Raw genomic sequence first — 25,661 nt, forward strand, 5'->3', positions numbered from 1 at the left:
TGTATGGAGGCGAGCATCAGTGCAGGGCCTGCCACGCCGTCACATAGGCCTGCGCATTGGCCGCCACCTGCCCAGGCGTCATGCCCGGCTTGAACAGGCCGGAGCCCAGGCCGAAGCCTTTTACCCCCGCCTCGACGAACCCCTGCATGTTGCCCGGGGTGACACCCCCGACCGGGGCCAGCACGGTCCCCGCCGGCAGCACTGCCAGCCAGGCCCTGACCACGGCCGGGCCGATCTGCTCGGCGGGGAACAGCTTGAGCATGTCGGCACCTTCGGCCAGCGCCGCGAAGGCCTCGGTCGGGGTGGCGACCCCCGGCGCCAGGGCCAGGCCGGCCTGTTTGGCCGCGCGCAGCACCCGGGCATCGCTGTGGGGCATGACGATCAGCTGCCCGCCGGCCGCCTTCACTTGCCCGACCTGCTCGGGCGCCAGCACCGTACCTGCGCCTATCAGGCAATCGCCAGGCAAGCTATCGCGCAGGATGCGAATGCTGTCGTAAGGCTCGGGGGAGTTGAGCGGCACCTCGATCACGCGAAACCCTGCGGCGTACAGCACCTCGCCGATGGCGGCGGCTTGTTGCGGGTGCAGCCCCCGCAGGATGGCGATCAGGCCGTTTTGCGCCAGTGCGTGCTTGAGCATGTGAAGGCTCCAGTGAAGTTCAACGGGGAAGGGGGTTGGTGATCAGCCCGGCGGCCACGGCCAGTTGCCACAGGCCCTGCTCGGTGGCCTGCTCGGCCAGGCTCACCTGGGTAAAACCGCAGGCGCCGAGGGCCCGGCGGTAGCGGCTGCACAGTTCGGCATTGCCCACCAGCACCAGCGCTGGCAACTGCGCGCCGCCACGGCGCTGGCGCTGCACATGGGCCAGCGCCGCAAGCTCGTGGCCGATCAACAGGCCCGACAGGTAGTCCACTTGCGCAGCGCCGCTGAGCTCGCCGGTGAGCCCCAGGCTGCGCGCGCTGAACAGCGTCGACAGCACGCCGGCTTGGCCGTGCGCCGACAGCGCCACCTGCACGCCGCGGTCGAAGGCCTGGCCATCGAACCCGCTGCCGGGCTGCTGGGTTCGCCCCAGGATGCTGTGCTGGCTGAGCACGGCGAAGACCTCGCCGGTCATGAAGGTGTCGAAGTGCGCGATGCGGCCATTGACCACCTGCACCCACTTCGAATGGCTGCCCGGCAGGCCGATCAGCAGCCCGGCCTGTACCTGCGGGGGCAGGGCATGCAGCACGCCGAGCACCTGGGTTTCTTCGCCGCGCATCACATTGGGCAGGGGCGAGCGTTGAATCACACCGGGGACGATGTGCACATCGATGCCGCGCCTGCTGCGCACGCGCTGCAGTGTGCTTGCCAGCTTGCTGGCGTCGGTGGGGGTTTCGCAGTAGGGGGCTTCGCGCCAGCCCTGGGCGCTGCCGACCATGCCGCAGGCGATCACGGGCACATCGTGGTGGCTGTCCAGCCAATCGCCGCAGGCCTGCTCGAAGGCCAGCTCGAAGCCGTCGCTGCCGGGGTGGCCATTGACAGGGTGTGGCGCCTGGGGCAACTGCATCACCCCCAGCGGCAGCGAACGCTGTTCGAGCACCTCGCCGCCCGCACCCAGCTTGTAGGCCCGTAACGAGCTGGTTCCCCAATCGAGCGCGATCAGTTTTGCCTGCATCGATTCACCTGTTGTGTTTTTGGGTAGTGAATGAGCAGGACTATACCGTGCTAGCGTTAAATCTCAATATGTAAATTTACATCCCATATAGTGGGATTTATTGGGCGAGTTTGAAATCTGCGGCCGATCCATGTGGCAGCGGGTTTACCGTAAACCCGCTGCCACAAAAACCGGTTATCACGCCGGGTTCTCAGTAGTTCCAGAACCCGGCAACCCAGCGGAAGCCTTCACCGTCCAGCGCCACCCGCCCTACGGAAGGGAATGGCAGGTGGGTCGCCACGAACAACTCGCCGCTGGCGGCGGCTTCGTTCAACAGCGCCACCCTGACCCGTACCGACTCTTGCGGGTCGTGCTCGAAGCCGTTGTGCCAGTCCGGGTGGTCGAAGGCTACCGGGAACAGCGCATCGCCGGCGAAGGTCAGCCGCTGCCCGCCCGAGTTGACGTACACCACGCAATGCCCGGGGGTATGGCCGCCGGTCAGGCTGGCGACCACGCCGGGCGCCACTTCATGGGTCCGTTCAAAGGTGCGGATCTTGCTGGCGTAGGCTTGCATGAAGGCCTTGGCCGTGGCCCGCAGTACATCCGGCACCGGCTGTGGCATGTCGGTTTGCGAGAAGTCCGGGGCGGCCCAGAACGCGACCTCGGTCGCGCTGACATGCACCTTCACATCCGCCCGCAAGCGGTTCTTCACCTCATCCACCAGCAGGCCGCCGATATGGTCCATGTGCATGTGGGTGATGACGATATCGGTGATCGACTCCAGCGCGATGCCGGCCGCCGCCAGGCGTTTCGGGAACTGCCCGGCCCGCGGGAAACCGGGGAACTGGCCACCCAGCCCGGCATCCACCAGGATCACCTGTTCGCCGCTGCGTACCAGCAGCACGTTCAGGGCCCAGTCGAAGTTGTCCGGCCCGAGGAACATCTCCTTGAACCAGGCGGCACGGGCGGCCGGGTCGGCATTGGTCGACATGGTTTCGGTGGGCAGCGGCAGCACGCCGTCGCTCACCACCAGCACATCGATGTCGCCGACTTTCACGGCATAGCGCGAGGGCACCAGTTCTTCGGTTTCGCTGGCAACCACGTTGTTGATTGGCATTGTCATGGTCGTTCTCCTGCTGGGTTGGATCGCCGGGCGCGGCTCAGGCCACGGGGATCGAGGGGTCGGCAGAGGCCAGGGCAGTGGCGCGCTCGGCAGCCGGCGGGTAGATCCACACGGTGTTGATCTGGGTCTTGAGTTCCTTGGCTTCGCCTTTGACCAGCTTCAACTGGCGGTCCCAGCCCTCGCTGTACACCGCGCCCCAGGCGCCCAGGTCCAGGCAGGTCACGTACTTGGGCTGGCGGTACGGGGTGGGCGCCACACCCAGCAGGTCGGCTGCGGCGTTGTTGCCGGCATGGCGGCCCAGGCTGATGGCGTGCTGGCAGGACATCACCGAGAAGTTGCCGATATCGTCGGTGGCGGCATAGGCCACATCGCCTGCGGCAAATACATGCTCCAGGCCGCGCACCTTGAGGTTGCCGTCCACATGCAGGCGGCCCTGATGGTCACGTGCGCTGGTCAGCTGTTCGGTCAGTGGGCTGGCGCGCATGCCGGCGGTCCAGACCACGGTCTGGCTTTCGATATGCCGGCCGTCAGCCAGGGTCACGCCATTGGCGTCTACCGCAGCCACGGTGGCGCCGACCACCCATTCGATACCCAGTTCGTCCGAGGCTTCGATGATCGATGGCCGGATACCTTCGCCCAGGGCGGCCCCGATGCGCTCGCCACGGTCGATGAGGATCACCCGCACCTGCTGGTCTGCGCCCAGCGCCGCACGCAGGCGGGCGGGCATTTCCGTGGCGGTCTCGATGCCGGTGAAGCCACCGCCGGACACCACCACGGTGTTGCGGGCAGCGCTGGCAGGCTGTTTGCCCAGTGCCATCAGGTGCTGCTCAAGGCGCGCGGCCGATTCGATCTGGTCGACGTCGAAGCTGTGCTGGCCCAGGCCAGGCACGGGGGGGCGGGCCAGCTGGCTGCCACTGGCCAGGATCAGCCGGTCATAGGCCAGTTGCGCCGGCTGGCCGGCTTGGTCGCGGTAGCTTACCCGGCGCGCCTGTTCGTCGATGCTTTCGGCGCTGCCCTTGACGAAGCGAACGTCCACGGCGTCGAACAATGCCTGCAGCGGGGCGAACATGCTGTGCACGTCGGCTTCATAAAAGCGTGGGCGGATGCGCAGCTCGGCCTGCGGGGCCAGAACGGTGATCTGCACGTCCTGCCGGCCATGCATGTCGAGCAGGCGCGCGGCGCTCAGGGCGCTCCACAGGCCGGCGAAACCTGCACCAATAACCACAAGTTGCTGTTTCATGATCGTGCTCCTGACTTGAACGGGTAAGGGTTGTGAACTTCAGCCTTGGCGAGAGGCTGTTGGGCCAGCCGTTCGCTGTAGGTTGATGCTAATCAGGGGCAGGGGCGGGCACACTTCTGCATGGGTATGGCGTGGCTTACGCATGGGGGTCAAGCGGGTATACCTAGGTATCGCGGGGATTGTTCAGCGGTGCAGGGCGGACTCGATGCAGTCCAGCAGCCGTTCGGCTTCGAATGGCTTGGGCAGGCAGCTGACCACGCCAGGCATGTTTGTGCTGATGCGCGCACGCTGCCCCGGGTGGGCGCTGATGAAGATCACCGGGATGTCGAAGCCGCGGGCCTGCAGCTGGCCCAGCAGCTCGACACCGCACATGCCGGGCATCTGGATGTCGCAGATCAGGCAGCGCGCCTGGCCGGGGCCATCGGAGGCGAGAAAGTCACCGCCGCTGGCGAAGGTGCGGGCACGGTAGCCGGTGGCGCGCAGCAGGCCGTCGAGGGCATCGCGCAGCGACTCGTCGTCGTCAACGACGGCTATCAGGGTGGCGGTGGGCTGCTGCATGGGCGATCTGCTCCTGGCGGCCTGTGGCATGCCTCCAAGATACCCCGTCGCGCAAGGGGCAGAAGTATACCTAGGTATAGCCGGGCAATACCTGCGTCTGGCGGTGCCAGTTAGCAGTGGCCAAAGCCGTGAAGCTTGCCCAACAATAGGCTAGTTTTTTCACCTGCCAACCGCACGCGGCGTAACGCTTCAAGGAGCGCACATGGCTTTACAGGGCACGCACGACTCGAACGAGCCGGTGGTGTACATCGTCGATGACGACGAGTCCATGCGCCTGGCCCTGGACGGGCTGTTCCGTTCGGTCGGCCTGCAGGTGCAAGGCTTTGCCAGCACCCAGGACTTTCTGGCCTTCCCGCGCAAGGCCGTGCCCGGTTGCCTGGTGCTCGACGTGCGCCTGCGCGGCGAGAGCGGCCTGGCGTTCCAGGCGCAGATGGAGCAGGGCGGGGTGCGCATTCCGGTGGTGTTCATGACCGGGCATGGCGACATCGCCATGTCGGTCAAGGCGATGAAGGCGGGGGCGGTGGACTTTCTGGCCAAGCCGTTTCGCGATCAGGACATGCTCGACGCGGTGGCCAATGCCCTGTCACGCGACCGCGAGCGTTTGGCCGGCGAGCAGGCCGCAGTGGCATTGAACCGCGCATTCGAGGCACTGACGCCGCGGGAGCGCCAGGTGCTGGCGTTCGTCATCGCCGGCCTGATGAACAAGCAGATCGCCGCTGAGCTGAGCCTCAGCGAAGTCACGGTCAAGGTGCATCGCGGGCAGATGATGAAAAAACTCGGCGCGCGCTCGGTCGCCGACCTGGTGCGCATGGCCGAGGCACTGGGTGTCGAGCCGTTGCGGCGCACAGTCTGACGCTGCGCGCATTTTTCCAACTCGTTGATGGGGCCTGTACCCATGCCTGGCAAACAGCAAGTCCTGTGGAACGACGGCGATCGCCAGTTTTGCCGGCTGCGGCGCGCAGATGGCAGCTGTGTGCTGTTGATGCGACCGGCCAACGAGCAGCCATCGCCGGCCACCGTCGACCGCCTGGCCCATGAATACGGCCTGCGCGATCAGCTCGACGGCAGTTGGGCGCTGCAGCCCCAGGCCTTGGAGCGCATCAATGGCAAGCCGCGGCTGGTGCTGGGCGACCCCGGCGGGCAGCCCTTGTCGGCCTTGCTGGTGTCGCCGCTGGGCATCGAAACCTGCCTGGAGCTGGCGCTGGCAATCAGCGTTGCCCTGGGCCGCCTGCACCTGGCCGGGCTGGTGCACAAGGACCTCAAACCCCAGCATGTGCTGGTGGGCTGTGACGATGGCCAGGTGCGCCTGACCGGTTTCGGCCTTGCCTCGCGGGTGCCCCGCGAGCGGCAGGCGCCGGAGCCGCCGGAGACCATCGCCGGTACCCTGGCGTACATGGCGCCGGAGCAGACCGGGCGGATGAACCGTTCGGTGGACTCACGCAGCGACCTTTACGCGCTGGGGGTGAGCCTGTACCAGATGCTCACCGGCTCCTTGCCCTTCAATGCCACAGACCCCATGGAGTGGGTGCACTGCCACATCGCCCGCAAGCCATTGCCGCCTTGCGAACGGGTCGCCACCGTGCCGCCGCTGTTGTCACAGCTGGTGATGAAGCTTCTGGCCAAGACCGCAGAAGATCGCTACCAGAGCGCCGCCGGCCTGGAGCACGACTTGCGCCGCTGCCTTGCCGAGTGGCAACGAAGCCTGCACATCACGGCCTTCAGCCTGGATGAGCAAGGCACCCCCGACCGGCTGCTGATCCCGGAAAAACTCTACGGCCGCGAACGCGAGGTGCAGATCCTCGAAGATGCCTTCACCCGCATGGTCCGCAGCAGCGTGCCGGAACTGGTGCTGGTAAGCGGTTATTCAGGTATCGGCAAGTCCTCGGTGGTCAACGAGCTGCACAAGGTGCTGGTACCGCCGCGCGGGCTGTTTGCCAGTGGCAAGTTCGACCAGTACAAGCGCGATATCCCGTACGCCACGCTGGTACAGGCGTTTCAGGGGCTGGTGCGCACCCTGCTTGGCAAAAGCAGCGAGGTGCTGGCCGGGTGGCGCGCGGCCTTGCTGGCAGCCTGCGGGCCAAACGCACGGCTGATGACCGACCTGATACCCGAGCTGCGGCTGATCATCGGCGAGCCTGCGCCGGTGCCGGAGCTGGACCCGCAACAGGCGCAGCGGCGCTTTTCCCTGGTGCTGCGGCGCTTTATCGCGGTGTTTGCCCGCGCCGAGCACCCGCTGGCGCTGTTTCTGGACGACCTGCAGTGGCTGGACGCAGCCACCCTCGAGCTGCTCGAAGACCTGCTCACTCACCCGGAGCTGCGCTACCTGATGGTGGTGGGCGCCTACCGCGACAACGAGGTGGATGCCCACCACCCGTTGAGCGCCAGGCTGCAGGCGATTCGCAGGGCCGGGGCACCGGTGCACGAGGTGCGCCTGGCACCGCTGGCGCGCCCGCACATCGAACAGCTGATCGCCGAGTCGCTGCACTGCCCGGCGCCCAGCGTGATGGGCCTGGCCCAGCTGGTGCAGGACAAGACCGCCGGCAACCCGTTTTTCGTCATCCAGTTTCTCCAGGCACTGGCCGAGGAGTCGCTGCTCGCCTACGACCCTGCTGCCCGGCGCTGGCGCTGGGACTCGCAGCGCATCCATGCCAAGGGCTACACCGACAATGTGGTCGACCTGATGGTGGGCAAGCTGGCGCGCCTGCCGCTGGCCACCCGCCAGGCGCTTCAGCAACTGGCCTGCCTGGGCAACGTGGCGCAGGCACAAACCCTTGCCCTTGTGCTGGGCGTGCCGCTGGAACGGGTGCAGGCGGTGCTGTGGGCCGCGGTGCGGCTGGAGCTGGTGGCGCTGCAGGAGGGGAGCTGCAGCTTCGTGCATGACCGCATCCATGAGGCGGCCTACTCGTTGATTGCCGAGCAGGACCGCGCGGCCATGCACCTGCGTATCGGCCGCCTGCTGGCCGGGCGGGTGCAGGCCCGGCACCTTGAGGAAGCCATCTTCGAGATCGTCGGGCAACTGAACCGCGGCGCGGCGCTGATCGAAGCCCGTGCCGAGCGCGAGCAACTGGCGCAGCTCAACTTGCTGGCCGGGCGCCGGGCCAAGGCCGCGTCGGCCTATGGTTCGGCACTGGCCTACCTGGGGGCGGGGGAGCAACTGTTGGAGGGGGCGTGTGCCGCTCACCCCCACGAACTGAGCTTTGCCCTGGCGCTGAACCTGGCTGAATGCGAGTTCCTCACAGGCCAGCTGGGCAGCGCCGATGAGCGCCTGATTGGCCTGGCGCTACGTGCCAGGAGCGCCGCTGAAGGCGTCGCGGTGGCGTGCCTGCACATGGACGTTTGCCTGATGCTCGACCGCAGCGATCGCGCGGTGGCGGTTTGCCTTGCCTGGTTGCGCCAGGTGGGTATTCATTGGGTCGCGCAGCCTGAGGATGACGAGGTACGCGGCGAATATGACCAGATTGCCCGGCTGTTGGGCGAGCGTAGCATCGAGCAGTTGATCGACCTGCCGCTGATGGAGGACGCGACCACCCTGGCCACCCTGGATGTGTTGTGCAAGCTGTTCGCCCCTGCCGTGCAAACCAATGCCAACCTGGCCAGCCTGACCATCTGCAAGGCGGTGAGCCTGAGCCTTGCCTTCGGCAATTGCGATGCCTCTTGCATGCTCTACGCCAACATCGGGCGCGTGTCGCGCCGCTACGGCGACTACCAGACCGGCTACCGCTTTGGGCGCCTGGCCTGCGACCTGGTCGAGCAGCGCGGCCTGCAACGTTTCGAAGCCAACACCTTCTTGTGCTTCTCGATGTTCGTGGTGCGCTGGACGCGCCCGGTCAGCGAGTGCCGCGAGCTGCTGCACCGGGCCTTCGTCGCGGCCAACCGGGTCGGAGACCTGCCGTATGCCGCCTACGTCGGCAACGGCCTGATCTCCGACCAGCTGTTCAGTGGCGAGCCGCTGGGCAGCATGCAGGCAGAGGCAGAGCAGGGCCTGGCCTACGCGCAGAAAGTGCATTTCGGGCTGGTGATCGACTTCATGAACACGCAGCTGGCGTTGATCCGCACGCTGCGTGGGCAAACCGCGGTTTTCGGTTGCCTGGACGACGAACACTTCAACGAGGCGCAGTTCGAGCAGCATCTGAGCGCGGCCCCGGACCTTGCCCTGGCCGCCGGTAAATACTGGGTGCGCAAGCTGCAGGCGCGTTACCTGGCAGGTGACTATGAGGCGGCTGCAGCCTGTGCGGCGCAGGCCAAGGCGCTGCAATGGGTAACCGCGGCGTTTTTCGAGGAGGCCGAGTACCACTTCTTCGCGGCACTGACATTGGCGGCCGGGCAGGGCGTTGATGACGCCACCTTGCAGGCGTTGGCCGAGCACCATGCTGTGATGCAGGTCTGGGCCCAGCAGTGTGCGCCAACCTTCGCCAGCCGGCAGGTGCTGCTCGGGGCCGAAATCGCCCGGCTGGAGGGGCGCCTGGTCGACGCCGAGCACCTTTACGAGCAGGCCATTCAACTGGCGCGCGACAGCGGTTTCGTACATGTGGAGGCGCTGGCCAACGAATTGGCCTCGCGTTTTTATGGCAGCCGCGGGCTGGCCAGAATTGCCCGGGTGTACCTGCGCGATGCGCGTTATGGCTACCTGCGCTGGGGGGCCGAAGGCAAGGTGCGCCAGCTCGACAGCCGCCACCGTTACTTGCGCAATGTCGAGCCGGAACCTGGCCCCACGGCCACCATCGCCACCCCGGTCGAGCACCTGGACCTGGCGACGGTGCTCAAGGTGTCGCAGGCCGTGTCGGGTGAAGTCGACCTGCAAAAGCTGATCACCCAGGTGCTGCGCACGGCCATCGAACAGGCCGGTGCCGAACGCGGCGTGCTGGTGCGCGCCCGTGGCGGCAGTGAGCCGCGTATCGTCGCCCAGGCTAGCGTGGGGGAGGGTGACGTGGTGCGTTGCAATGAACCGGTGAGCAGTAGCTTGCTGGCCGAATCGGTGCTGTACCAGGTGCTGCACACCGGGCAAAGCCTGTGCCTGGACGACGCCATGGCGGATGCAGCGTTCATGGCCGACGACTACATCCACCGCTGCCAGGCCCGCTCGCTGCTGTGCCTGGCGCTGAGCAACCAGTCGCGCCTAGTCGGCGCGCTGTACCTGGAGAACAACCTCAGTGCCGGGGTGTTCGACCCTGCGCGTATCGCGGTGCTGCGCCTGCTCGCTTCGCAGGCCGCCATCTCCCTTGAAAACGCCCGGCTGTATCACGAAGTCGCTGAGCGGGAGGCCAGGAACCGCCAGGTACAGGCCGAACTGGCCCATGCCAACCGTGTCGCCACCATGGGCCAGTTGGCCGCCTCGATCGCCCATGAGGTCAACCAGCCGATCGCCGCCACGGTCACCAATGCCAATGCCGCCATCCGCTGGCTGGGCGCGCAGCCACCGGTGCTGGATGAGGTCGCCCTGGGGCTGGGGCGGATCATCAAGGATGCCAACCGTGCGGCGCAGGTTCTGGGCCGTATTCGCGAACTGATCCGCAAGGCCCCGCCGCAAAAGCAAGTGGTGGACATCAACGCCGTGGTGCTGGAGATGGTCGAGTTCACCCGTGGCGAGGCTACCCGGGGCAGGGCACAGGTGCACACCGAGCTCGCTGAGGGCCTGGCGCAGGTGCTGGCCGACCGGGTGGAACTGCAGCAAGTGCTGCTGAACCTGATCCTCAACGCGCTGGAAGCCATGGCGGAGGTTGAAGGCGCTCGCACCCTGCGCATCAGCACGGCCATCGACCAGGACGGTGTGCGGGTGAGCGTGGCGGATAGTGGGCCCGGGTTCGTCGCGCAAAACCTCGAGCAGGTGTTCGAGCCGTTCTACACCACCAAGGCCACTGGCCTGGGCATGGGGCTGTCGATCTGCCGCTCGATCATCGAAAGCCACGGCGGGCATTTTGCGGCCAGTGCCGGGCAAGGGCCTGGCGCTGTGTTGCAGTTCACCTTGCCGGCGCACCTTGCGCCGGGCGGCTGAAAGCGTATGGGGCGCTGAAAAAGGCTTGACCTTGACACTAGCGTCAAGCCCTTAGCCTTCCCTTCATTGGAGGTTTTATGCAAATCGGAGAGCTGGCCGTGCGTGCCGGCGTCAGTACACGTGCGCTGCGCCATTACGAGGCGCGGCAGTTGCTTGAGTCGTCGCGGCTGGATAACGGCTATCGCGACTACGCCCCCTCCATGGTGCAACGCGTGCTGTGGGTGCGTGAGCTGCTCGAGTGCGGCTTCAGCACCCGGCAGATCCACGGCCTGCTGCAGTTTCTGGAGGAGGAAGAGGACAGCGAGGGCTTTCTGGCCTGCCTGCAGCAGCACATGGAAAAGCTGGTTGCCCTGGATGCGCTGCAGGCTCAGCTGGCCGAGCGCCGTGAACGCCTGGTCGAGAAGATCGGGCGTTATCTGCCGGTGCAGGACGGCCTGGTACGGGCCCCCGATTTGCGGCCTCCACAACCGGTTCATAGGCAACTGATGCTGGAGAAATGATGGGAAAGCTTGCAAACAAGGTCGCCCTGGTTACAGGCGGCAACAGCGGTATCGGCCTGGCCACTGCCCAATGCTTCGCCCGGGAGGGCGCCCAGGTGGTCATTACCGGGCGCCGCCAGGAAGCACTGCAGGAGGCGGTCGGGCTGATCGGTGATCAGGCCCGTGGCATTTGCGCGGACGCCAGCCGGCTGGAGGAACTCGATGCCTTGTACCGGCAGGTGGGCGAGCGCTACGGCCGCCTCGACGTGCTGGTCGCCAACGCCGGCATCATTCGCCCGGCGGCCGGCGAGCAGGTCGATGAGCGCCAGTTCGACGAACAGTTCGACATCAACGTCAAGGGCGTCTTCTACACCATCCAGAAGGCGTTACCGCTGCTGCGCGATGGCGGCGCCATCGTGCTGGTGTCATCCATCGCCCACCTGAAGGCGCTCGAGGCCCATGTGGTGTACGCCGCGACCAAGGCTGCAGTGCGCTCGTTCGCCCGCAGCTGGGCGGCGGAACTCAAGGGCCGGAACATCCGCGTCAATTGCCTGAGCCCGGGCCCGGTGCTGACCCCGATCATCGGCAAGATGGGTATCGGCGAGGCGCAGTTCGGTGCCTTCGAAAAGCAGCTGGCGCAGGTGATCCCACTCGGCCGCCTTGGCCGCCCGGAAGAGCTGGCGAATGCGGCGTTGTTCCTGGCTTCGGATGACAGCAGTTTCATCACCGGCGTTGACCTTTGCGTCGATGGCGGGTTGTCGCAGCTTTGAAGGGGTAAGCCCGCTCTCACAGCTATCAGGCCGGCTTTTCAATTGCTTGAAACCAGCAGGCCGGCGCCGTACCTGTAGGCGCCGGCTTGCCGGCGATGAGGCCGGTACAGGCGACACAAGGCAGTCGCCGCCGCAAAGCCATCTGTTGCGGCCCGCCGGCCCCGTGCCTAGCTCGCGGGCAAAAGGATCACGAAGTTCTTCTTCATGTCTTCCAGCACAGTCCACTTGCCCTTGGCGCCCGGTTCGATTATGAACGTGTCGCCAGCAGCCAGCGTAACGGGGGCGCAGCCCTCAAGCTCGATGACGCAGCAACCACTCAGCACATGGCAGAACTCCCACACCTTGTAGTCGATGCGCCATGCGCCGACGCTGGCTTCCCATTCACCGGAAATACGACCTTGCTGTTCATCGTGATAGTACTTGGAGGTCAGCGTATGAGGGGAGCCTTGCAGCACCTCTTCAAAAAAGGGAAGGTCGCGCACCGGTTGGATATCCAGTTCGCGGAACACGGTCAGTTTCTTGGTCATGATTTTTTCTCGAGCACGGGTTGGGTAGGGCGATACATCAAATAGGCTTCACCGGTTACGCCCAGCATCGGGTGCGCAACGATCTGGCAGGTTTTAACAATCTGAAAGCCGTGGCGTTGGTAGAAGCGGCGGGCACCGTGGTTTTCGGCATAATCGATCAGGCATAGCCCGTTCAGGCCTGCGGCGTCGGCGCGCTGCTGGGCGTGGCGCAGAAACTCGACGCCCAACCCCTGGCTGCGCCAGGCCTCGTCCAGGGCAAGGCTGGAGATGTACAAGGTGTCGGGTATTTCCATGTCGGCATAGGGCGCAAGGACCGGGTCGGTCTCGGCAGGCCGGTCAGGCGTGTCGTGCAGGGCATAGCTATGCATCATGCCGATCACGCGCCCTTCGCAAGTGGCCATCAGGCAGTTCTTGTAGGAGAAGTCGCCCTGTTCCCGGGCGTAGCGAGAGGCACCGACGCTCAGCAATGCCTCACCCGGTGCGGCAAGCTTGCTCCAGATGTAATCGGCCATGCCCTCCGAGGTCAGTTGAAAGAACCGCGCGATATCGTGCGCGTCCGAGGCTTGAGCGGGTCTGAACTCGATAGGCATGCAGGGTGCTTCCGTGGGATCGGGTGGTTGGTTTTCAAGGATTGCGCCTTTGACAGGGGGCAGGGTAGGCGGGTTGAGCGGTTGGCAGCATGCTCAGGGCGAACACCGTCGGTACGAGGTGCGACGTTGCTCCATGCGTAAAGGCACCGCCTTATGGCTCAGGCCTTGGCAAGTCGATCGTGCAGTCGCAGGAAGTTGTGAGGCGAGGGTGGGGCGATGTGAGCCCAGGTCATCAGAATCTAAGGAATGTTTGTTATGAGCCAGCTTGGCAACGACTTGAGGGCCGATTTTGTTGAGGCACTTGAGGAAATCACGACGCTGATGTCCACGGCATACGAACAGCTCGGCCCAGTACCGCAAGACCATGCATTGGCTCAAACAGGTTTACGGGATGGGGGAGAAATCGTTCTTGATTATGTTGATCACAACGAGGCCGGCGTTGCGTTCGAACACCTGCTCTACATGGTTGACGAACCACCGCTGGTTGTTTCTGAAGAGTGTCTGGAGGTGCTAGCCAGGATTGCAAAAACCTTGGGGGTACCATTCACGAGGTGACAGAATTTTGCGTACCTGAAGGTCAGTTTTGGGGCGAGAGCGGGCCTTTGTGATCGGCCGCTTTCGACCCAAAGCGGACGTCCGCCAGATGCCGCTTTCGGCCAAACGCGGGCGCTCGACTGAAATTACCCGGCCTGAGGACACCGGCGTTTAGCCGCTACGAAAAAGCGAATGACAGAGTCATAGCAATGAAGCTGCTTGTGCGCAGCGGTTCAATCCGGACCTGAATGCTTACCCCAGACTTGATTCAATATTGGTAGCGTAGCGTGACCGCAAAATTGCGCGGGTCACCGTAGTACAGACCACCGAAGTTGTTTGAAGTTGGCAAGGACTGGTAATAAACCTTGTCCAGGACGTTGTTGAGGTTGTACTGCACGCTGAACTGTTGGTTGATTTGATAATGCGCGTGCAGGTTGAGCAAGGTGTAGCCACCTTGTTTGATATCGTATCCGCTCACATCGGCAGCAGTGCGGCTCTGGGCATACACATCGCCACCCACACGCCATTGGTCGAGCGCACCGGGCAAGCGGTAGTCCGTCGACACCTTAAGCAGGCGCCGCGGGATCTTGCGGTAGTAGTCCGAGCCTTTGTTGCTGCCGGCAACATACTCGGGATCGCTGTAAGTGTACCCCGCGCTGAGGTTCCAGTTCGCCAATGGCTCGCCTGCAATCTCTAGTTCGAAGCCGCGGTTACGCACTTTCGCGCCGGCCTCATAGCACTTGCTGGTACCGGTAACGCCACAGGTGGGCGACACCGACAGCGCCTCGGGCATATTCTCCAGGTCGGTCTGGAAAATGGCCAACGAGGTGTTCAGGCGGCCATCGAAGTATTCACCCTTGATGCCGGTTTCGTAATTCTCGCCTTCGATCGGGTCAAGCAAGGTGTTGCCGACACCGTAATAACTCTGGGTCTTGTAGATTTCGGTATAGCTGGCATACCAGGTGTGGTGCTTGTCCAGGTCCAGTACCAGCCCGGCGTAGGGCACCAACCGGCCATTCTCCCGGTATTGATCATTGGTGAAGGGGCTGGCCACCTCGTAGTCCGACCAACTCACTCTCGTACCGAGGATCAGGCTAAGGCCATCCGTAAGGCTGAAGCGCGAGGCTCCGTACAGGCCGCGCTCCTTGCGCTTGTAGTTATAGTCCGAGCCAATGGCATTCAGGATGGGGCTGGGCAGCGCACTGTAGTCGAAGTCGGTGATGTTGATCGTGGGGTTATTGGTGGCGCTCTTGATTACAGCGTCGAACTCGTCCTGGCGGCTGTTGGCCCCCAGCATCAACTGGTGCTTGCGCCCGAACAGCTCGAAGGGCCCGGTAGCATAGAGGTCCAGCGCGAACTGAGTGTCTTCGTAGTCGGCCTGGGAGACGGTCATGCGGTAGTTGTCACCCGCTACCCGGTTCGGGTACGCGGAGAGAAAGTCGGCGCTCGACCAGATCGCGTTCATGGCCAGGGTCAACTTCCACTCATTGTCGAAGTTGTGCGTGACATCGCCGAACAGCGTGTAGTTGTTGCGGTCCAGGTGGGCCCACTTGCCGTTGAGGTTGGTGGAACGCGAAAGTGGATAGAAGGAACCGTCGCTGCGGGTATTCAAGCCGCCCCAGTCATAGCCGTTCTGGTTGTCCTTCTGGACACTGGCGCCTACTGTCAGCACGGTGGCTTCGCTGAGGTCCGCCTCTGTGACCAGATACAGCAATTGGTTGTCTCGCTCGGAGCCGTCCCTATAGCTGTTGGCGTTGTTGTAGTAAGCCACTGCGCGGCCGCGAATGTTACCCGTGTCGGTCAATGGTCCGGAAACATCTACCTGGCTGCGGTAGTTGTCCCAGGAGCCTGCACCCAGCTCCGCTCCCAAGCGAAAGTCCTGGGTCGGCCGCTTGCGCACCAGATTGATTGCCGCCGATGGATTGCCCGTACCCTGCATCAGGCCGTTGGCGCCGCGTACAATTTCAACGCGGTCATAGATGGCCATGTTCGAAGTGGACATGACGTCCATGGAGTAGTTTTCCGAGATGTTGGTCGGAATGCCGTCATATTGCAGGTCACTGATTTCGAAGCCGCGTGCGTAATACGTAGAGCGGTCGGTACCGATCTTGGTGAGGGTGATACCTGTCGCCGTGCGCGCGATATCGTCCAGGTTCTGGATGTTCTGGTCGTCCATCTTCTTACGGGTTATCACCGTCACCGACTGCGGTGTTTCCCGCAGGCTCAGGGCGAGCTTGGTCGCCGTATTGGTCGAACCCGTGGTGTAGGAATTGGTGCCTTCGGTAATCGCGCCGGGTGCACTGCCGGAAATGGTGATCGGCGCGAGGTCGAGTGCGCCTGTACCCGGTGAGGTCTGCTGCAGCTGATAACCATCTGCCGTTGGACTCGCCACCAGCCCCGAGCCCGATAGCACTTGGGCAAAACCGCCTTGGGTGGTGAAGCTGCCTCGCACCCCGGGACTGGTCAAGCCTTGTACCTGGTGGGACTCGAAAGAGATGGGGGTGCCGCTGGCCTGGGCGTAACGACCCAGTATTTCGCCCAACGGGCCAGCGGCGATGTCATAGCGCTGCACTGCTTGTTCTGCCAGGGCGCTGGCTGGTACCGCCAGCGGTGCCGTACACAGTGCCAGACGCACTGCCAGGCAGAGGCCGTGCGCGGTAGAGCGCGGCAGCGCTCGAATCGGCGAGTTCATGTTTTCGATACTCCTATGGTGTTGGCCATGGGAGGACGGACGAAATACGAAAACACGAAATGATAATTGAAACTATTTCCTCCCGGCATCATGCTTCAGGGTCACGCGGGTGATCCAAGGGGTGTACTGGCTGACCTGAATCGGCAAGGTGCGTTGTAGCAGCCGCAGTGCCTGGCGTGGATCATCCAGCGGCAGCATGACCGTCACACGCAGCCCTGCGAGGGCATCATGATCGGCCAACAGCAAACCCGGGTAGTGACGCGATAAGCGCGTCAGCACATCGCTCAGCGGCTGATCTTCAGCCAGCAACTGGTGCTTGCGCCAAGCCTGTTCAAGGGCGTCTGCCTGCACCTGTTCAACTTTACCCGGGCCTTGTGCAGCAAGGCGTACGCGCTGGTTGGCAGTCAGCTTCAACACATGACCGGCACTGCTGATGGCGGTGGTCGACTCAATCATGGTCACTTGCGTCGAGTCGTCTTGCCGCTCCACCGTGAAGCGCGTGCCAAGGGCCCGCACACTGCCGTGCGCAGTGACGACCAGGAATGGGCGAGGATCCTTGGCCACGTCGACCAACACTTCGCCGCGCAACAGTTCGATCCTTCGTTCACCTGCGTCGAAGTGCACGTTCACCGCCGAGCCCCCGTCCAGGTGAATCTGGCTGTCATCGTCCAGTCGGCGATCGAGCCAATCTCCCCCAGAGGTGCTCAGGTCCGCCAGCAGATAGCCCTGTTGCCAGCAGGTCGTGGTGATCCACGCCACTGGCAATAGTGCGATCGCCAAGGCTAGGGCCTGCATCTTGTTGGCCATAGGTGCGCGCGGTGCGCGGCGCAAGGCTTTCCCGGCAGCCTGACGAGGCAGTTGCTGCAACGAACTCATGCGCCCCTGCAAGCGGGCGACTGCTGCCGCATGTTCAGGGGCCGCGCTCACCCATGCCTGGAATTGCGCCTGTAGTTGCGCGTCGACCTGGTTATCGAGGAGCACCAACCATTGCGCTGCCTCCCGCAGGACCGAATCGACAGTCTTGTCAGCCATCGCTCACCTCCATGACGGCGTCGCAGGCCAACATGGCTTCGACCAGGTCGGCCTGTACAGTCCTCACCGAGATGCCGTGTCGGCGTGCGATGTCATCCTGGGGCAAGCCTTCAAGATGACGGAGGATAAAGGTTTCACGAACCCTGGGCTTCATGCGTGACAGCTCCTGGTCGATACGCTCGAGTAGCTCTATGGCCTGCAGGATTTGTTCGGGCGGGAACGCCTGCTCCATATGCTCGACACTGCATTCAAGCGCTTCCCTGTAAGCCTGCTCCAGCCGCATGCGGCGACCGTTGTCGATCAAGATACGGCGCGCAATCGTGGCAAGGAACGCGCGAGGTTCACGCGGAGGGTCGTACTGCCCAGCGGTGAGTACACGGTAAAACGTGTCCTGGGCGAAGTCCGAGGCCTGATGAGGACATTGCAGACGACGCCGCAGCCATGCCACCAACCAGTGATGGTGCCCTGCGTACAGCTCGCCAATGGGGTCGGAAGAGGTTGATCGAGGTCGGTCCATGACGATTAGCTGCAAATGAGAATTAATCTAAATTATCACTTTTGCTTGGCCCTCGCCATGTCCTCGTCAACGGCCTGGCTAGTCGACAAGCTCGACGTAACTTGACTCCCCTCCACCCGTCGCACCGGACAACCACCCCCAGACAAAGTGAAGTGTCGTGCGCCCGTGATGGTCTTGGCTCACCACGCCGCGCGACCAACCAGCAAGAATCTCACCCTCGGTGGTCACGCACTGATAAAGCAGTTCGATGGTGTTGGTACCCGTCACGCGACCAACCTGGTTGCCGATGCGGATCCGGCCGCCTTGGTAGGTTCCAGTGATAGCCTCACCGTCGACAACGTAACGAAATACCGTTCCGGTGCCCGATAGCCCTTGGGTGTTGTTGGCAACCGTGAATCGGCGGTTGTTCAAACGTTGGTGTATTTCGGAGAAGTCTGCCATAAGCCTCATGCCCGCCACTTGCGTATCCATTGCAGAAACACGCAGCTTAAACGTACAGGGCTGGGGCTTCCATCTGAGGGGCCGCGAGGGGTCGATAACAGCCATCCACGGCAGGCAGCTAACGATCCAGAGCTGCCGCTTGCGAGAACCACGAAAATCTGCATTACCAAGGTATTTCAAGATGAGCGAGGATTTCACCTATGTTTGGTTGCTGCCGTTGCTGGAGAAACCGTTAGAAGAGGCTGCGCAAGAGTTGCCCCATGCGGTAAAAGCCCTTTCAGAAAAATGCACACTGCCAGCCAACATAGCGTTGCAGCCGCTAGTCGTTACAGCGCTGACGTCACATTCCGACTATTGGGCGGGGTTAGCGCTCAAATGGTTGGAGGTTGGATTCCCGATGGATCCCGAACTGGTCACGCTTTTGACTCATGGCGCCGAGGATCGGACGCTGTCTCAATCTAGACGCCACAGGGCACGTAAGCTTGTCTGTCGACAAAGATCAAGAGGCTGAGGCCCGGGCTGCCACCGGTCAATCTCCGTGCTATTTGCAAGGCGGATTTGGGGCGAAAGCCGTTATACACGAGCGTCTGGTTGTGACCCATTATTGTCGCAGGGCTTTGTAGGCGCGGGCTTGACCCGCGAATTGGCCAGTCCATGAAAAGGCGTCGTCTGGCACGGGCTATGCCCGTGGTCGTGGGGCAAGCCCGCTCCTACAGGAGGGAGCGCATGACTCACTGGCAGCCATGGGCCGATAGCAGGCCCTCGTGGACAACCGCAATCAACCACCGCAACCCGTGCTTGCAGCCTCATATCACTTTCACCGCCCGGCCAATGAACTTCACCGGCCCCGTCGGTAACCCGGTAGGCGAGCCGCCGGATTTCTCCAGTGTCAGCTCGAACAACTGATTGGCTTCCAGCGGTGGCAGGCTTTGTAGCGGAACACGATAGGGTTCACCAGGTTTGACCAGGCCTAGCGAAACCGGTGCGCGCCACTGCTCGCCCTTGGTCCAGAACTGCAGGGCCATGCCTTCGGGGACGGCATCCTTGCCAAGCGGGATCAGCTCGATCATGCGGCTGTCGCTGGTCTGCACCACCCAGCCGGGGGCCTGGCTGCTCGGCGCCACCAGCACTACCACGAATTGAGTGGTGGGCGGGGGTGTGGTCAGCAGCATGAATGCCAGCAACAGGCTTGCGGCCAGCCCCGCAGCACTCAGCCCCTGCCACAGGCCGAGGCGCTGCCACCAGCTGACCGGGGGGGCGGCCAGTTCATTCAGGCTGCGCTGGATACGGCCCCACAGGCGGGCGCTCGGTGGCTGCGCAGTGGCCAGCGCGGTCAGCTCCAGCAGGCGTGCCTCCCAGGCATCCACCGCGGCGCGCAAGGACGGGTCGGTGCCCAGACGCTCGGCCACTGCGGCATGTTGCTGCGACGACAAGGTCCCCAGCACGAACTCGCCGGCGAGGGCGTCCAGTGCTTCGGCAGTCTGCGGGTTCATTCCAGGCACTCCCGCAGCGCCTTCAGGCTACGTTTGATCCAGGCCTTGACGGTGCCCAATGGCGCACCCAGCAGCCCGGCGATTTCGGCGTGGCTGCAGCCGTCCACATAGGCGTGCAGGATGCAACGCTGGGGGGCGGGCTGCAGTTGTTCGAGGCAACGGTAGATTTTCGCCGAGCCTGACCAGAGGGCACTGTCATCGTACCGCTCGTGCAATGCGGTTGGCGTGTCGATGTCGGCGTCATCCAGCACGGTTTCACAGCGCGTATCACGGATCGTATTCAGCGCCAGGTGGCGGGTGATGCTGTAGATCCAGCCCCGCGCCGAGCCGCGCGCCGGGTCGAAGCTGGCAGCGCGGGTCCAGATGCGGATGAACGCATCGTGGACGATATCTTCTGCCGTGGCGTTGTCACGCGCGATGCGCCGGGCAACACCCAGCAGGCGCGCGCCTTCGTGATCGTAGAGCGCCTGCAGGGCTTGGCGGTCGCCCTGGGCGCAGGCCTTGAGGCAACGGTCGAAGTCGAAGGGGGAGACAGGCGCGTCCAACGTGTGCGGCTTCCTTGTTTTGTGCAAGGTACCCCGGCCATCGAGCCGGGGGCTTGCCAACGAGCGTAGATGAACCTTTGCAAGGTGTCCGCTCAAGTGCCCTTCACTTGGCTGTCCAGAACACATAGTCGGCCTGGTACTGGACGACCTGCTCGGTGCCCTTGTTTTGCGCCGTGCAGTCGCTTGCCGGCGCCACGCCGCCGCGGGTGGCCAGGCGCTGAATGTAGCTGACGCCTTGCATGGCACCCTGGCCTTCGGCCGGGTTGGCCTTGACCAGTTGATAGGGCAGGGCGCCTTTGCCCGCCGGCGCCACCGCCAGCTGGGTGCCGGTGACTTTCGAGCCATCCTTGGCCTGCCAGGTAGCCGGTGGGCCGAAGTAGTCGCCTACCGGTTTACCGGCACGGTCATTGAGCACCGCCTTGGGGCCGACGAAGGTCCATTCGGTTTGCCCGGGGGTGTTGGCCTTGTCGCGGCACTGGTAGGTGATCTGGCCGACGCCGACGGTCTCGAGCAAGACGCGATGGCCATCGGGGACCTTGACCGCCTCTGGCAGCGCGGATTGGGCGTGTGCGGGCTGCAGCGCCAGGGCGAGGCTGCAGGCGAGCAGGCAGGCGGAGGGTTTGAGGCTCATGGGTAGTGCTCCTGACAGGTCAGTTGGATGGGCAGTCACAGGCCGCCCATCAGCAATACCCGCCAATGGGCGGGTTGGATGCGCTGGATGGAAAAATATTGCTGACTACTGCCTTGCGTGGCTTGTCCGGGCCCCATCGCCGGCAAGCCGGCTCCTATGGAACAAATCACAAATCGTTGATTTAACGAAGATTCTGTGGGAGCGGCTTCAGCCGCGAACACCGGCGAAGCCGGTGCCATCTAGCGCGGTGCCTGCTTCGCGGCTAAAGCCGCTCCCACAGGGATCGCATAAGCTTCAGGTCAGTGCCGTACCTGTAGGAGCCGGCTTGCCGGCGATAGGGCCTGCACAGGCTAAAGTTGGCACCGGCTGCGCCAGTGATCGCCGGCAAGCCGGCTCCTACAGGGATCGCACCAGCTTTTAGAAATTGAGCAAGACAGTTGCTCCCACAGAGTCCGTGGTGCATTGGCGAGACCAGTTCTCTGCGCGACAGCGCAGCCCGAAAGGGCTGGGTGATCTCCTACAGGTTCAGCGCCCGCTTCAACACCTCGTAAATCCTGGCATCCCCCGACTGAGCCACGTTGAACCGCAGAAAGTCGCCTGCCGTCATCGACTGGCTGAACGCATTGCCGGGCGCCAGCACCACCCCCTCGCTCAAACAGGCCCTGGCCAGCGCGGCAGCATCCTTGCCCTCAGGCAGTTGGCACCAGGCGTACATGCCAGCCTGGGGCACCATCCAGGGCTTGATGCCAATGGCCTGAAGCCTGGCGACCGTGCTGTCCATGGCCTCGGCCAGGCGCTGGCGAACGCTTTCCATGTGCTTGCGGTACCCGCCATCGGTAATGGCCTGGTGGATGATGTTCGCCGCTAGGCGGCCGCCGCCGAAGGTGGTGGCGATCTTGAGGTCGACCAGGCTTTCGATCCACTCACTGGGAGCGGCGATGTAGCCGCAGCGAATCGACGCCGAGACGGTCTTGGAGAAGCTGCCGATCTGGATGACCCGGGCCAGGCCATCGAAGGCGGACAGCCGTGGCGCGGGGGTGTTTTCGAAGTCGCCGAAGATGTCGTCCTCGACAATCACCAGGCTGGAGCTGTCGGCAAGTTTCAGCAGCCGGTGCGCGGTGACCGCAGACAAGCTGGCCCCAGTGGGGTTGTGGATGCCGGAATTGGTGATGTACAGCCGCGGTGCGTGGGCGAGTAGGGCGGCAGCGAAGGCATCGATGTCCGGGCCGGTTGCGGTGTAGCGTACGCCGACGATGTTGACCCGGTGCGCCTTGAGCACTGCGTGAAAATTGAAGTAGCAGGGGTCGTCGACCAGCACCGTGTCACCCGGTTGCAGCAGAAAACGGCAGATCAGGTCGATGGCGTGGGTGCCGGACTCGGTGAGCATGATTTGCTCCAGCGGGGCCTGCAGGCCGATGCCCGCAAGCCGGCGCGAGAGGAACTGGCGCAGCGGCGGGTGCCCGAGCGGTGAGGCGTACTCGGCCAGTTGCACCGTGTCGAGCCGGGCAACGTTGCGCAGCGCCTTGCGCATGCCGGCCTCGAACATCCAGGACGCCGGCAGCCAGCCGCAGCCTGGCTTCAACGCATCGCTGGAGGTTTCCAGGGCCTGGCGCGAGATCCACAGCGGGTCGACGTCACGGTCCAGCCGCGGGCCGAGTTCGGTCAGTGCCAAGGGCGCCACGGGCCCGGCCACATAAAAGCCCGAGCCCCGCCGGGCGCTGAGTACGCCCTCGGCCATCAACCGTTCATAGGCCTCGAGCACGGTGGACACCGAGACCTGCATGGCCTGGGCCATGGCCCGAACCGAGGGCACGCGCGCGCCTGGCGTGTAGGTGCGCGAGGCGATCCTGGACTGGATCTCGGCCATGACTGTTTGAATTCGCGTGCCGTGCCGTTTCATCGCACCCTCAACTGTGCTGGAGTTGTTTGCATAACAGTTCGGTAAAAGTGTATGGGATTGTACATGGCCTTGGGCAGCCTGTGGGTGCTGTACTGAACCCCTGCTCATCAAGGACATGACCATGGAAAAATCAACGAGCGGGTGGGTCAACGGCTTTATCGGCGTTGCCATCTTTGCCGGCTCCTTGCCGGCAACCCGCGTGGCAGTGACCGCCTTCGAACCGACCTTCCTGACCTGCGCCAGGGCGACGATCGCTGCGCTGCTGGGGGCGCTGTTTCTGATCGTGCTGCGCCAGCCCTGGCCTGCGCGCGCGGCTTTGCCGTCACTGGCCATCACCGCGCTGGGCGTGGTCATCGGTTTCCCGCTGCTGACGGCGCTGGCCCTGCAGCATGTCACCTCGGCCCATTCGATTGTGTTTGTCGGGCTGCTGCCACTGTGTACCGCAGGCTTTGCCGTGCTGCGCGGCGGGGAGCGGCCCCGGCCACTGTTCTGGTTGTTCTCGCTGGCAGGTGCCGGATTGGTCACAGGCTATGCCTTGAGCAATGGCGCAGAGGCGTCGCTGCTGGGCGACCTGTTGATGATCGCGGCGGTGGTGGTGTGCGGGCTGGGCTATGCCGAAGGGGCGCGGCTGTCGCGCACACTGGGCGGCTGGCAGGTGATCAGTTGGGCCTTGCTGGTTGCCTTGCCGTTCATGCTGCTGCTGAGCATCGTCAACCTGCCAGCGCTCGATGCCTTCGCCAAGGTCAGCGCCCCGGCGTGGTTCAGCTTTGGCTACGTGTCGCTGTTCAGCATGCTGATCGGTTTTGTGTTCTGGTACCGGGGGCTGGTGCAGGGGGGCATTGCGGCTGTGGGCCAGTTGCAGCTGGTTCAGCCGTTCATCGGGCTGGGCCTGGCAGCCTTGCTGCTGCACGAGCAAGTGAGCTGGATGATGCTGGTGGTGACGCTGGGGGCTGTGGCCTGTGTGGCCGGGGCCAGGAGGTATGCCCGGTAGTGGGTACGGGCAACCCCGGCGATGACGCGCCGGGGCTGCCTGCAGTTTTTAAGCGATCAGGTCGACCGCCAGCTGGAAGGCGACCCACAGCGCAAGGCCGGTGGCGAAGGCCAGGGCGATGTTCTCGAACCAGTTGTTGCGGTACTGCTTGCCCAGCAGGGATTTCTGGTTGGACATGATCAGCAGGCCCAGGGAGATCACCGGCAGGCCGATGATGTTCAGGGCGCTGACGCCGATGGTGAGGGTGACGAAGTCGGGCATACCCGGGATCGACCACACCAGCGGGGTCACCAGGATGAACAGCATGAACCACTTGTGCATCGGGTCGTGGTGGAACTCCTTGCCATAGCGCTCGCGCCGCCCTGGCTTCACATGCTGGAAGGCATCGGTGATCAGCATGGGGAACGCCGTGGTCTTGCCGGAAATGCTGGCGAACAAGGTGGCGAACACGCCGATGAAGAAGATGTACCAGCCGATCGGGCCGAAGAACATCTCCAGCGCCTTGCCCAGGTCGCCAAGGGTTTTCACCTCGATGCCGTTGGGCCGCAGGATTTCAGCACCGACGATCCAGATCGCCAGGTTGATGACGATACCGACGAACACCGCAAACAGCAGGTCGTTGCGCTGGATACGCTTGTGCTGTGGGCCGACCCAGCCTTTTTCACGCATCACATAAGGGTGCACGAAGTTGGCCACCGAGCCTGCCACGGCGCCGATCACCGACACCGCCACCAGCAGCGCGCCATGCACCCCTTCATCGGCAGGGATGCTGAAACCGATGGTGCCCTTGACGATGCCGGCCACGTCGGGGCCGGACATCAGCGCCAAGGCCAGAAACGCCAGGGTCATCACCGCCAGCAACACCTTCATCACGCCCTCGATCATGGCGTAGATGTTGCGCCCCACCAGCAGCCACACCGCCAGCACCACCGCCATCGAGCAAAGCAACGGGTAGTCGGTGCGCAGCAGCATGGCCAGCGCTTCGCCGGCGCCCTTGATCATGTAGGCGTTCATCAGGTGGCCCATCAGCAGGGCGTAGCCGAGCATGAACCAGGCGAACACCGGGTGCAGTTGCGCGTAGCCCTGCAGGATGGTCATGCCCTGGTTATTGCACAGCTGAAAGCGCGCGATGATGTTGACGATGAGGTAGCGCAGCAACAGTGAAACGGCCAGTACCCACATCATGGCGTAACCGTAGTTGGCGCCGGCGACGGAGGAGGTTATCAGATCACCTGCGCCCAGCCACGAGAGCACGGCGATGATGCCGGGGCCGAGTAGCTTGATCAGCTTAGACAGGCGGTTTTGAGGGGCTGCGGCAGCTTTGCCCTCGACAGAAGGAATGCTCGACATGGTGTCTCCGTTGTTTTTATTCGTGAGAGCAGGGGTATTCGAGCATGTCAGATAGGATGTCGTACAACTAAAAGTTGTACTTGGATGTTTCGCGATGTTGCGGGGTGAGGGTGTTGGTTGGGTGCTCCGACAAGCCGGCCCCTGCAGGGACCGCATTTGCAGAGAGAGGGTCTCGCAGACGCGCCACGCCCCCTTTGGGAGTAACTGTCTTGCTCAACTTCTAAAAGCTGGTGCGATCCCTGTGGGAGCGGGCTTGCCCGCGAACACCTGCGTAGCCGGTGCCAGGCACCGCAGTAGATGGCACCGGCTTCGCCGGTGTTCGCGGCTGAAGCCGCTCCCACAGAATCTCCGCTAAATCAAAGCGTTGTGATTTTTCTGTAGGAGATCACCCAGCCCTTTCGGGCTGCGCTGTCGCGCAGAGAACTGGTCTCGCAAATGCGCCACGGTCTCTGTGGGAAGCGGCCTTGCCGGGGCGCCGTCCGGTCGAGATGGGCTGCACAGCAGCCCCGGCAATTTTGCATGGGGCCGAGGCCTTGGGGCCGCTACGCAGCCCATCGCGACACAAGGCCGCTTCCCACGGGGACTGTGTTAAATCAATGAGTTGTAGTTTGTTCTATGAGAGCCGGCT

At 63.7% G+C, this 25,661-nt stretch carries 23 protein-coding genes; 7 read left to right on the forward strand and 16 right to left on the reverse strand.

Annotated elements, in window-relative coordinates; all coding sequences use genetic code 11:
- Positions 1-16 precede the first annotated feature (16 nt).
- The 5 genes from ACI2KK_RS20815 to ACI2KK_RS20835 all read right to left on the reverse strand — a co-directional run bounded on the left by ACI2KK_RS20815 (position 17) and on the right by ACI2KK_RS20835 (position 4,549).
- Entirely contained in the window at positions 17-637 is a 621-nt protein-coding gene (locus tag ACI2KK_RS20815) for a 2-dehydro-3-deoxy-6-phosphogalactonate aldolase (RefSeq protein WP_404670380.1), read from the reverse strand.
- A gap of 19 nt (positions 638-656) precedes the next feature.
- Positions 657-1,649, reverse strand: coding sequence for a 2-dehydro-3-deoxygalactonokinase (locus ACI2KK_RS20820; protein ID WP_404670381.1), 993 nt, complete (start codon positions 1,647-1,649; stop codon positions 657-659).
- A gap of 190 nt (positions 1,650-1,839) precedes the next feature.
- A complete protein-coding gene (locus ACI2KK_RS20825) occupies positions 1,840-2,751 on the reverse strand; it encodes an MBL fold metallo-hydrolase (RefSeq protein ID WP_404670382.1) in 912 nt (303 codons plus the stop codon).
- Between the two features lie 37 nt (positions 2,752-2,788).
- A complete protein-coding gene (locus ACI2KK_RS20830; RefSeq protein ID WP_404670383.1) occupies positions 2,789-3,991 on the reverse strand; it encodes an NAD(P)/FAD-dependent oxidoreductase in 1,203 nt (400 codons plus the stop codon).
- Between the two features lie 183 nt (positions 3,992-4,174).
- Positions 4,175-4,549, reverse strand: coding sequence for a response regulator transcription factor (locus ACI2KK_RS20835; protein ID WP_404670384.1), 375 nt, complete (start codon positions 4,547-4,549; stop codon positions 4,175-4,177).
- Positions 4,550-4,751: 202 nt separating this feature from the next.
- Here ACI2KK_RS20835 and ACI2KK_RS20840 point away from each other — a divergent pair, with 202 nt between their 5' ends.
- From ACI2KK_RS20840 to ACI2KK_RS20855, 4 genes are all read left to right on the forward strand, one after another.
- The gene (locus ACI2KK_RS20840; protein ID WP_404670385.1) at positions 4,752-5,402 is read left to right on the forward strand and encodes a response regulator transcription factor; all 651 of its coding nucleotides are present in this window, start codon (positions 4,752-4,754) and stop codon (positions 5,400-5,402) included.
- A gap of 42 nt (positions 5,403-5,444) precedes the next feature.
- Positions 5,445-10,541, forward strand: a complete 5,097-nt coding sequence (locus ACI2KK_RS20845) for an AAA family ATPase (RefSeq protein WP_404670386.1) — start codon at positions 5,445-5,447, stop codon at positions 10,539-10,541.
- Positions 10,542-10,618: 77 nt separating this feature from the next.
- Positions 10,619-11,041, forward strand: a complete 423-nt coding sequence (locus tag ACI2KK_RS20850; RefSeq protein WP_404670387.1) for a MerR family transcriptional regulator — start codon at positions 10,619-10,621, stop codon at positions 11,039-11,041.
- Positions 11,041-11,790 carry an SDR family NAD(P)-dependent oxidoreductase gene (locus tag ACI2KK_RS20855; RefSeq protein WP_404670388.1) on the forward strand — a complete coding sequence of 250 codons (750 nt, stop codon included), beginning with the start codon at positions 11,041-11,043 and terminating at the stop codon, positions 11,788-11,790. Before ACI2KK_RS20850 ends, ACI2KK_RS20855 begins: the two co-directional genes overlap by 1 nt.
- Before the next feature lie 167 nt (positions 11,791-11,957).
- Here the strand turns inward: ACI2KK_RS20855 and ACI2KK_RS20860 are convergent, their stop codons facing one another.
- Positions 11,958-12,317 carry a cupin domain-containing protein gene (locus ACI2KK_RS20860; protein WP_404670389.1) on the reverse strand — a complete coding sequence of 120 codons (360 nt, stop codon included), beginning with the start codon at positions 12,315-12,317 and terminating at the stop codon, positions 11,958-11,960.
- Positions 12,314-12,907 carry a GNAT family N-acetyltransferase gene (locus ACI2KK_RS20865; protein WP_404670390.1) on the reverse strand — a complete coding sequence of 198 codons (594 nt, stop codon included), beginning with the start codon at positions 12,905-12,907 and terminating at the stop codon, positions 12,314-12,316. Before ACI2KK_RS20865 ends, ACI2KK_RS20860 begins: the two co-directional genes overlap by 4 nt.
- 255 nt (positions 12,908-13,162) lie before the next feature.
- Here ACI2KK_RS20865 and ACI2KK_RS20870 point away from each other — a divergent pair, with 255 nt between their 5' ends.
- Positions 13,163-13,462, forward strand: coding sequence for a MafI family immunity protein (locus ACI2KK_RS20870; RefSeq protein WP_404670391.1), 300 nt, complete (start codon positions 13,163-13,165; stop codon positions 13,460-13,462).
- A 247-nt stretch (positions 13,463-13,709) separates the two neighbouring features.
- Here the strand turns inward: ACI2KK_RS20870 and ACI2KK_RS20875 are convergent, their stop codons facing one another.
- The 4 genes from ACI2KK_RS20875 to ACI2KK_RS20890 all read right to left on the reverse strand — a co-directional run bounded on the left by ACI2KK_RS20875 (position 13,710) and on the right by ACI2KK_RS20890 (position 18,123).
- Positions 13,710-16,133 carry a TonB-dependent siderophore receptor gene (locus ACI2KK_RS20875; RefSeq protein WP_404670392.1) on the reverse strand — a complete coding sequence of 808 codons (2,424 nt, stop codon included), beginning with the start codon at positions 16,131-16,133 and terminating at the stop codon, positions 13,710-13,712.
- A 72-nt stretch (positions 16,134-16,205) separates the two neighbouring features.
- Positions 16,206-17,165 (reverse strand): FecR family protein, encoded by a 960-nt coding sequence (locus ACI2KK_RS20880; RefSeq protein ID WP_404670393.1) that lies wholly within the window; start codon positions 17,163-17,165, stop codon positions 16,206-16,208.
- Positions 17,158-17,682, reverse strand: a complete 525-nt coding sequence (locus ACI2KK_RS20885; RefSeq protein ID WP_404670394.1) for a sigma-70 family RNA polymerase sigma factor — start codon at positions 17,680-17,682, stop codon at positions 17,158-17,160. The genes ACI2KK_RS20880 and ACI2KK_RS20885 overlap by 8 nt, the downstream gene beginning before the upstream one ends.
- Before the next feature lie 78 nt (positions 17,683-17,760).
- The gene (locus ACI2KK_RS20890; RefSeq protein ID WP_404670395.1) at positions 17,761-18,123 is read right to left on the reverse strand and encodes a hypothetical protein; all 363 of its coding nucleotides are present in this window, start codon (positions 18,121-18,123) and stop codon (positions 17,761-17,763) included.
- A gap of 181 nt (positions 18,124-18,304) precedes the next feature.
- Between ACI2KK_RS20890 and ACI2KK_RS20895 the strand changes: the two genes are divergently transcribed.
- Positions 18,305-18,634, forward strand: a complete 330-nt coding sequence (locus tag ACI2KK_RS20895) for a hypothetical protein (protein ID WP_404670396.1) — start codon at positions 18,305-18,307, stop codon at positions 18,632-18,634.
- Between the two features lie 295 nt (positions 18,635-18,929).
- On the opposite strand, the gene ACI2KK_RS20900 is transcribed toward ACI2KK_RS20895, so the two are convergent.
- The 4 genes from ACI2KK_RS20900 to ACI2KK_RS20915 all read right to left on the reverse strand — a co-directional run bounded on the left by ACI2KK_RS20900 (position 18,930) and on the right by ACI2KK_RS20915 (position 22,692).
- The gene (locus tag ACI2KK_RS20900; protein ID WP_404670397.1) at positions 18,930-19,616 is read right to left on the reverse strand and encodes an anti-sigma factor domain-containing protein; all 687 of its coding nucleotides are present in this window, start codon (positions 19,614-19,616) and stop codon (positions 18,930-18,932) included.
- Entirely contained in the window at positions 19,613-20,161 is a 549-nt protein-coding gene (locus ACI2KK_RS20905) for a sigma-70 family RNA polymerase sigma factor (RefSeq protein WP_404670398.1), read from the reverse strand. Before ACI2KK_RS20905 ends, ACI2KK_RS20900 begins: the two co-directional genes overlap by 4 nt.
- 103 nt (positions 20,162-20,264) lie before the next feature.
- The gene (locus tag ACI2KK_RS20910; protein ID WP_404670399.1) at positions 20,265-20,792 is read right to left on the reverse strand and encodes a DUF3455 domain-containing protein; all 528 of its coding nucleotides are present in this window, start codon (positions 20,790-20,792) and stop codon (positions 20,265-20,267) included.
- Positions 20,793-21,309: 517 nt separating this feature from the next.
- On the reverse strand, positions 21,310-22,692 hold the full coding sequence (locus tag ACI2KK_RS20915; RefSeq protein ID WP_404670400.1) for a PLP-dependent aminotransferase family protein: 1,383 nt from the start codon (positions 22,690-22,692) through the stop codon (positions 21,310-21,312).
- 121 nt (positions 22,693-22,813) lie between these two features.
- On the opposite strand from ACI2KK_RS20915, the gene ACI2KK_RS20920 reads away from it, so the two are divergent.
- Positions 22,814-23,683 carry a DMT family transporter gene (locus tag ACI2KK_RS20920; RefSeq protein WP_404670401.1) on the forward strand — a complete coding sequence of 290 codons (870 nt, stop codon included), beginning with the start codon at positions 22,814-22,816 and terminating at the stop codon, positions 23,681-23,683.
- A 48-nt stretch (positions 23,684-23,731) separates the two neighbouring features.
- Here the strand turns inward: ACI2KK_RS20920 and ACI2KK_RS20925 are convergent, their stop codons facing one another.
- Entirely contained in the window at positions 23,732-25,033 is a 1,302-nt protein-coding gene (locus ACI2KK_RS20925; RefSeq protein WP_404670402.1) for an Nramp family divalent metal transporter, read from the reverse strand.
- Between the last annotated feature and the right edge of the window lie 628 nt (positions 25,034-25,661).

Origin of the sequence: Pseudomonas sp. NPDC089406 (assembly GCF_044900265.1) — a bacterium.
In the GTDB taxonomy this organism is placed as follows: domain Bacteria; phylum Pseudomonadota; class Gammaproteobacteria; order Pseudomonadales; family Pseudomonadaceae; genus Aquipseudomonas; species Aquipseudomonas fakonensis.

What these genes read in the sequence shown, in the direction of transcription:
- ACI2KK_RS20870 (WP_404670391.1), top strand. Translation starts at nt 13,163, where the DNA reads ATGAGCCAGCTTGGCAACGACTTGAGGGCCGATTTTGTTGAGGCACTT.
- ACI2KK_RS20845 (WP_404670386.1), top strand. Translation starts at nt 5,445, where the DNA reads ATGCCTGGCAAACAGCAAGTCCTGTGGAACGACGGCGATCGCCAGTTT.
- ACI2KK_RS20890 (WP_404670395.1), bottom strand. Translation starts at nt 18,123, where the DNA reads ATGGCAGACTTCTCCGAAATACACCAACGTTTGAACAACCGCCGATTC.
- ACI2KK_RS20915 (WP_404670400.1), bottom strand. Translation starts at nt 22,692, where the DNA reads ATGAAACGGCACGGCACGCGAATTCAAACAGTCATGGCCGAGATCCAG.
- ACI2KK_RS20850 (WP_404670387.1), top strand. Translation starts at nt 10,619, where the DNA reads ATGCAAATCGGAGAGCTGGCCGTGCGTGCCGGCGTCAGTACACGTGCG.
- ACI2KK_RS20920 (WP_404670401.1), top strand. Translation starts at nt 22,814, where the DNA reads ATGGAAAAATCAACGAGCGGGTGGGTCAACGGCTTTATCGGCGTTGCC.
- ACI2KK_RS20880 (WP_404670393.1), bottom strand. Translation starts at nt 17,165, where the DNA reads ATGGCTGACAAGACTGTCGATTCGGTCCTGCGGGAGGCAGCGCAATGG.
- ACI2KK_RS20910 (WP_404670399.1), bottom strand. Translation starts at nt 20,792, where the DNA reads ATGAGCCTCAAACCCTCCGCCTGCCTGCTCGCCTGCAGCCTCGCCCTG.
- ACI2KK_RS20925 (WP_404670402.1), bottom strand. Translation starts at nt 25,033, where the DNA reads ATGTCGAGCATTCCTTCTGTCGAGGGCAAAGCTGCCGCAGCCCCTCAA.
- ACI2KK_RS20820 (WP_404670381.1), bottom strand. Translation starts at nt 1,649, where the DNA reads ATGCAGGCAAAACTGATCGCGCTCGATTGGGGAACCAGCTCGTTACGG.
- ACI2KK_RS20825 (WP_404670382.1), bottom strand. Translation starts at nt 2,751, where the DNA reads ATGACAATGCCAATCAACAACGTGGTTGCCAGCGAAACCGAAGAACTG.
- ACI2KK_RS20885 (WP_404670394.1), bottom strand. Translation starts at nt 17,682, where the DNA reads ATGGACCGACCTCGATCAACCTCTTCCGACCCCATTGGCGAGCTGTAC.
- ACI2KK_RS20830 (WP_404670383.1), bottom strand. Translation starts at nt 3,991, where the DNA reads ATGAAACAGCAACTTGTGGTTATTGGTGCAGGTTTCGCCGGCCTGTGG.
- ACI2KK_RS20875 (WP_404670392.1), bottom strand. Translation starts at nt 16,133, where the DNA reads ATGAACTCGCCGATTCGAGCGCTGCCGCGCTCTACCGCGCACGGCCTC.
- ACI2KK_RS20900 (WP_404670397.1), bottom strand. Translation starts at nt 19,616, where the DNA reads ATGAACCCGCAGACTGCCGAAGCACTGGACGCCCTCGCCGGCGAGTTC.
- ACI2KK_RS20835 (WP_404670384.1), bottom strand. Translation starts at nt 4,549, where the DNA reads ATGCAGCAGCCCACCGCCACCCTGATAGCCGTCGTTGACGACGACGAG.
- ACI2KK_RS20865 (WP_404670390.1), bottom strand. Translation starts at nt 12,907, where the DNA reads ATGCCTATCGAGTTCAGACCCGCTCAAGCCTCGGACGCGCACGATATC.
- ACI2KK_RS20815 (WP_404670380.1), bottom strand. Translation starts at nt 637, where the DNA reads ATGCTCAAGCACGCACTGGCGCAAAACGGCCTGATCGCCATCCTGCGG.
- ACI2KK_RS20855 (WP_404670388.1), top strand. Translation starts at nt 11,041, where the DNA reads ATGGGAAAGCTTGCAAACAAGGTCGCCCTGGTTACAGGCGGCAACAGC.
- ACI2KK_RS20895 (WP_404670396.1), top strand. Translation starts at nt 18,305, where the DNA reads ATGAGCGAGGATTTCACCTATGTTTGGTTGCTGCCGTTGCTGGAGAAA.
- ACI2KK_RS20860 (WP_404670389.1), bottom strand. Translation starts at nt 12,317, where the DNA reads ATGACCAAGAAACTGACCGTGTTCCGCGAACTGGATATCCAACCGGTG.
- ACI2KK_RS20840 (WP_404670385.1), top strand. Translation starts at nt 4,752, where the DNA reads ATGGCTTTACAGGGCACGCACGACTCGAACGAGCCGGTGGTGTACATC.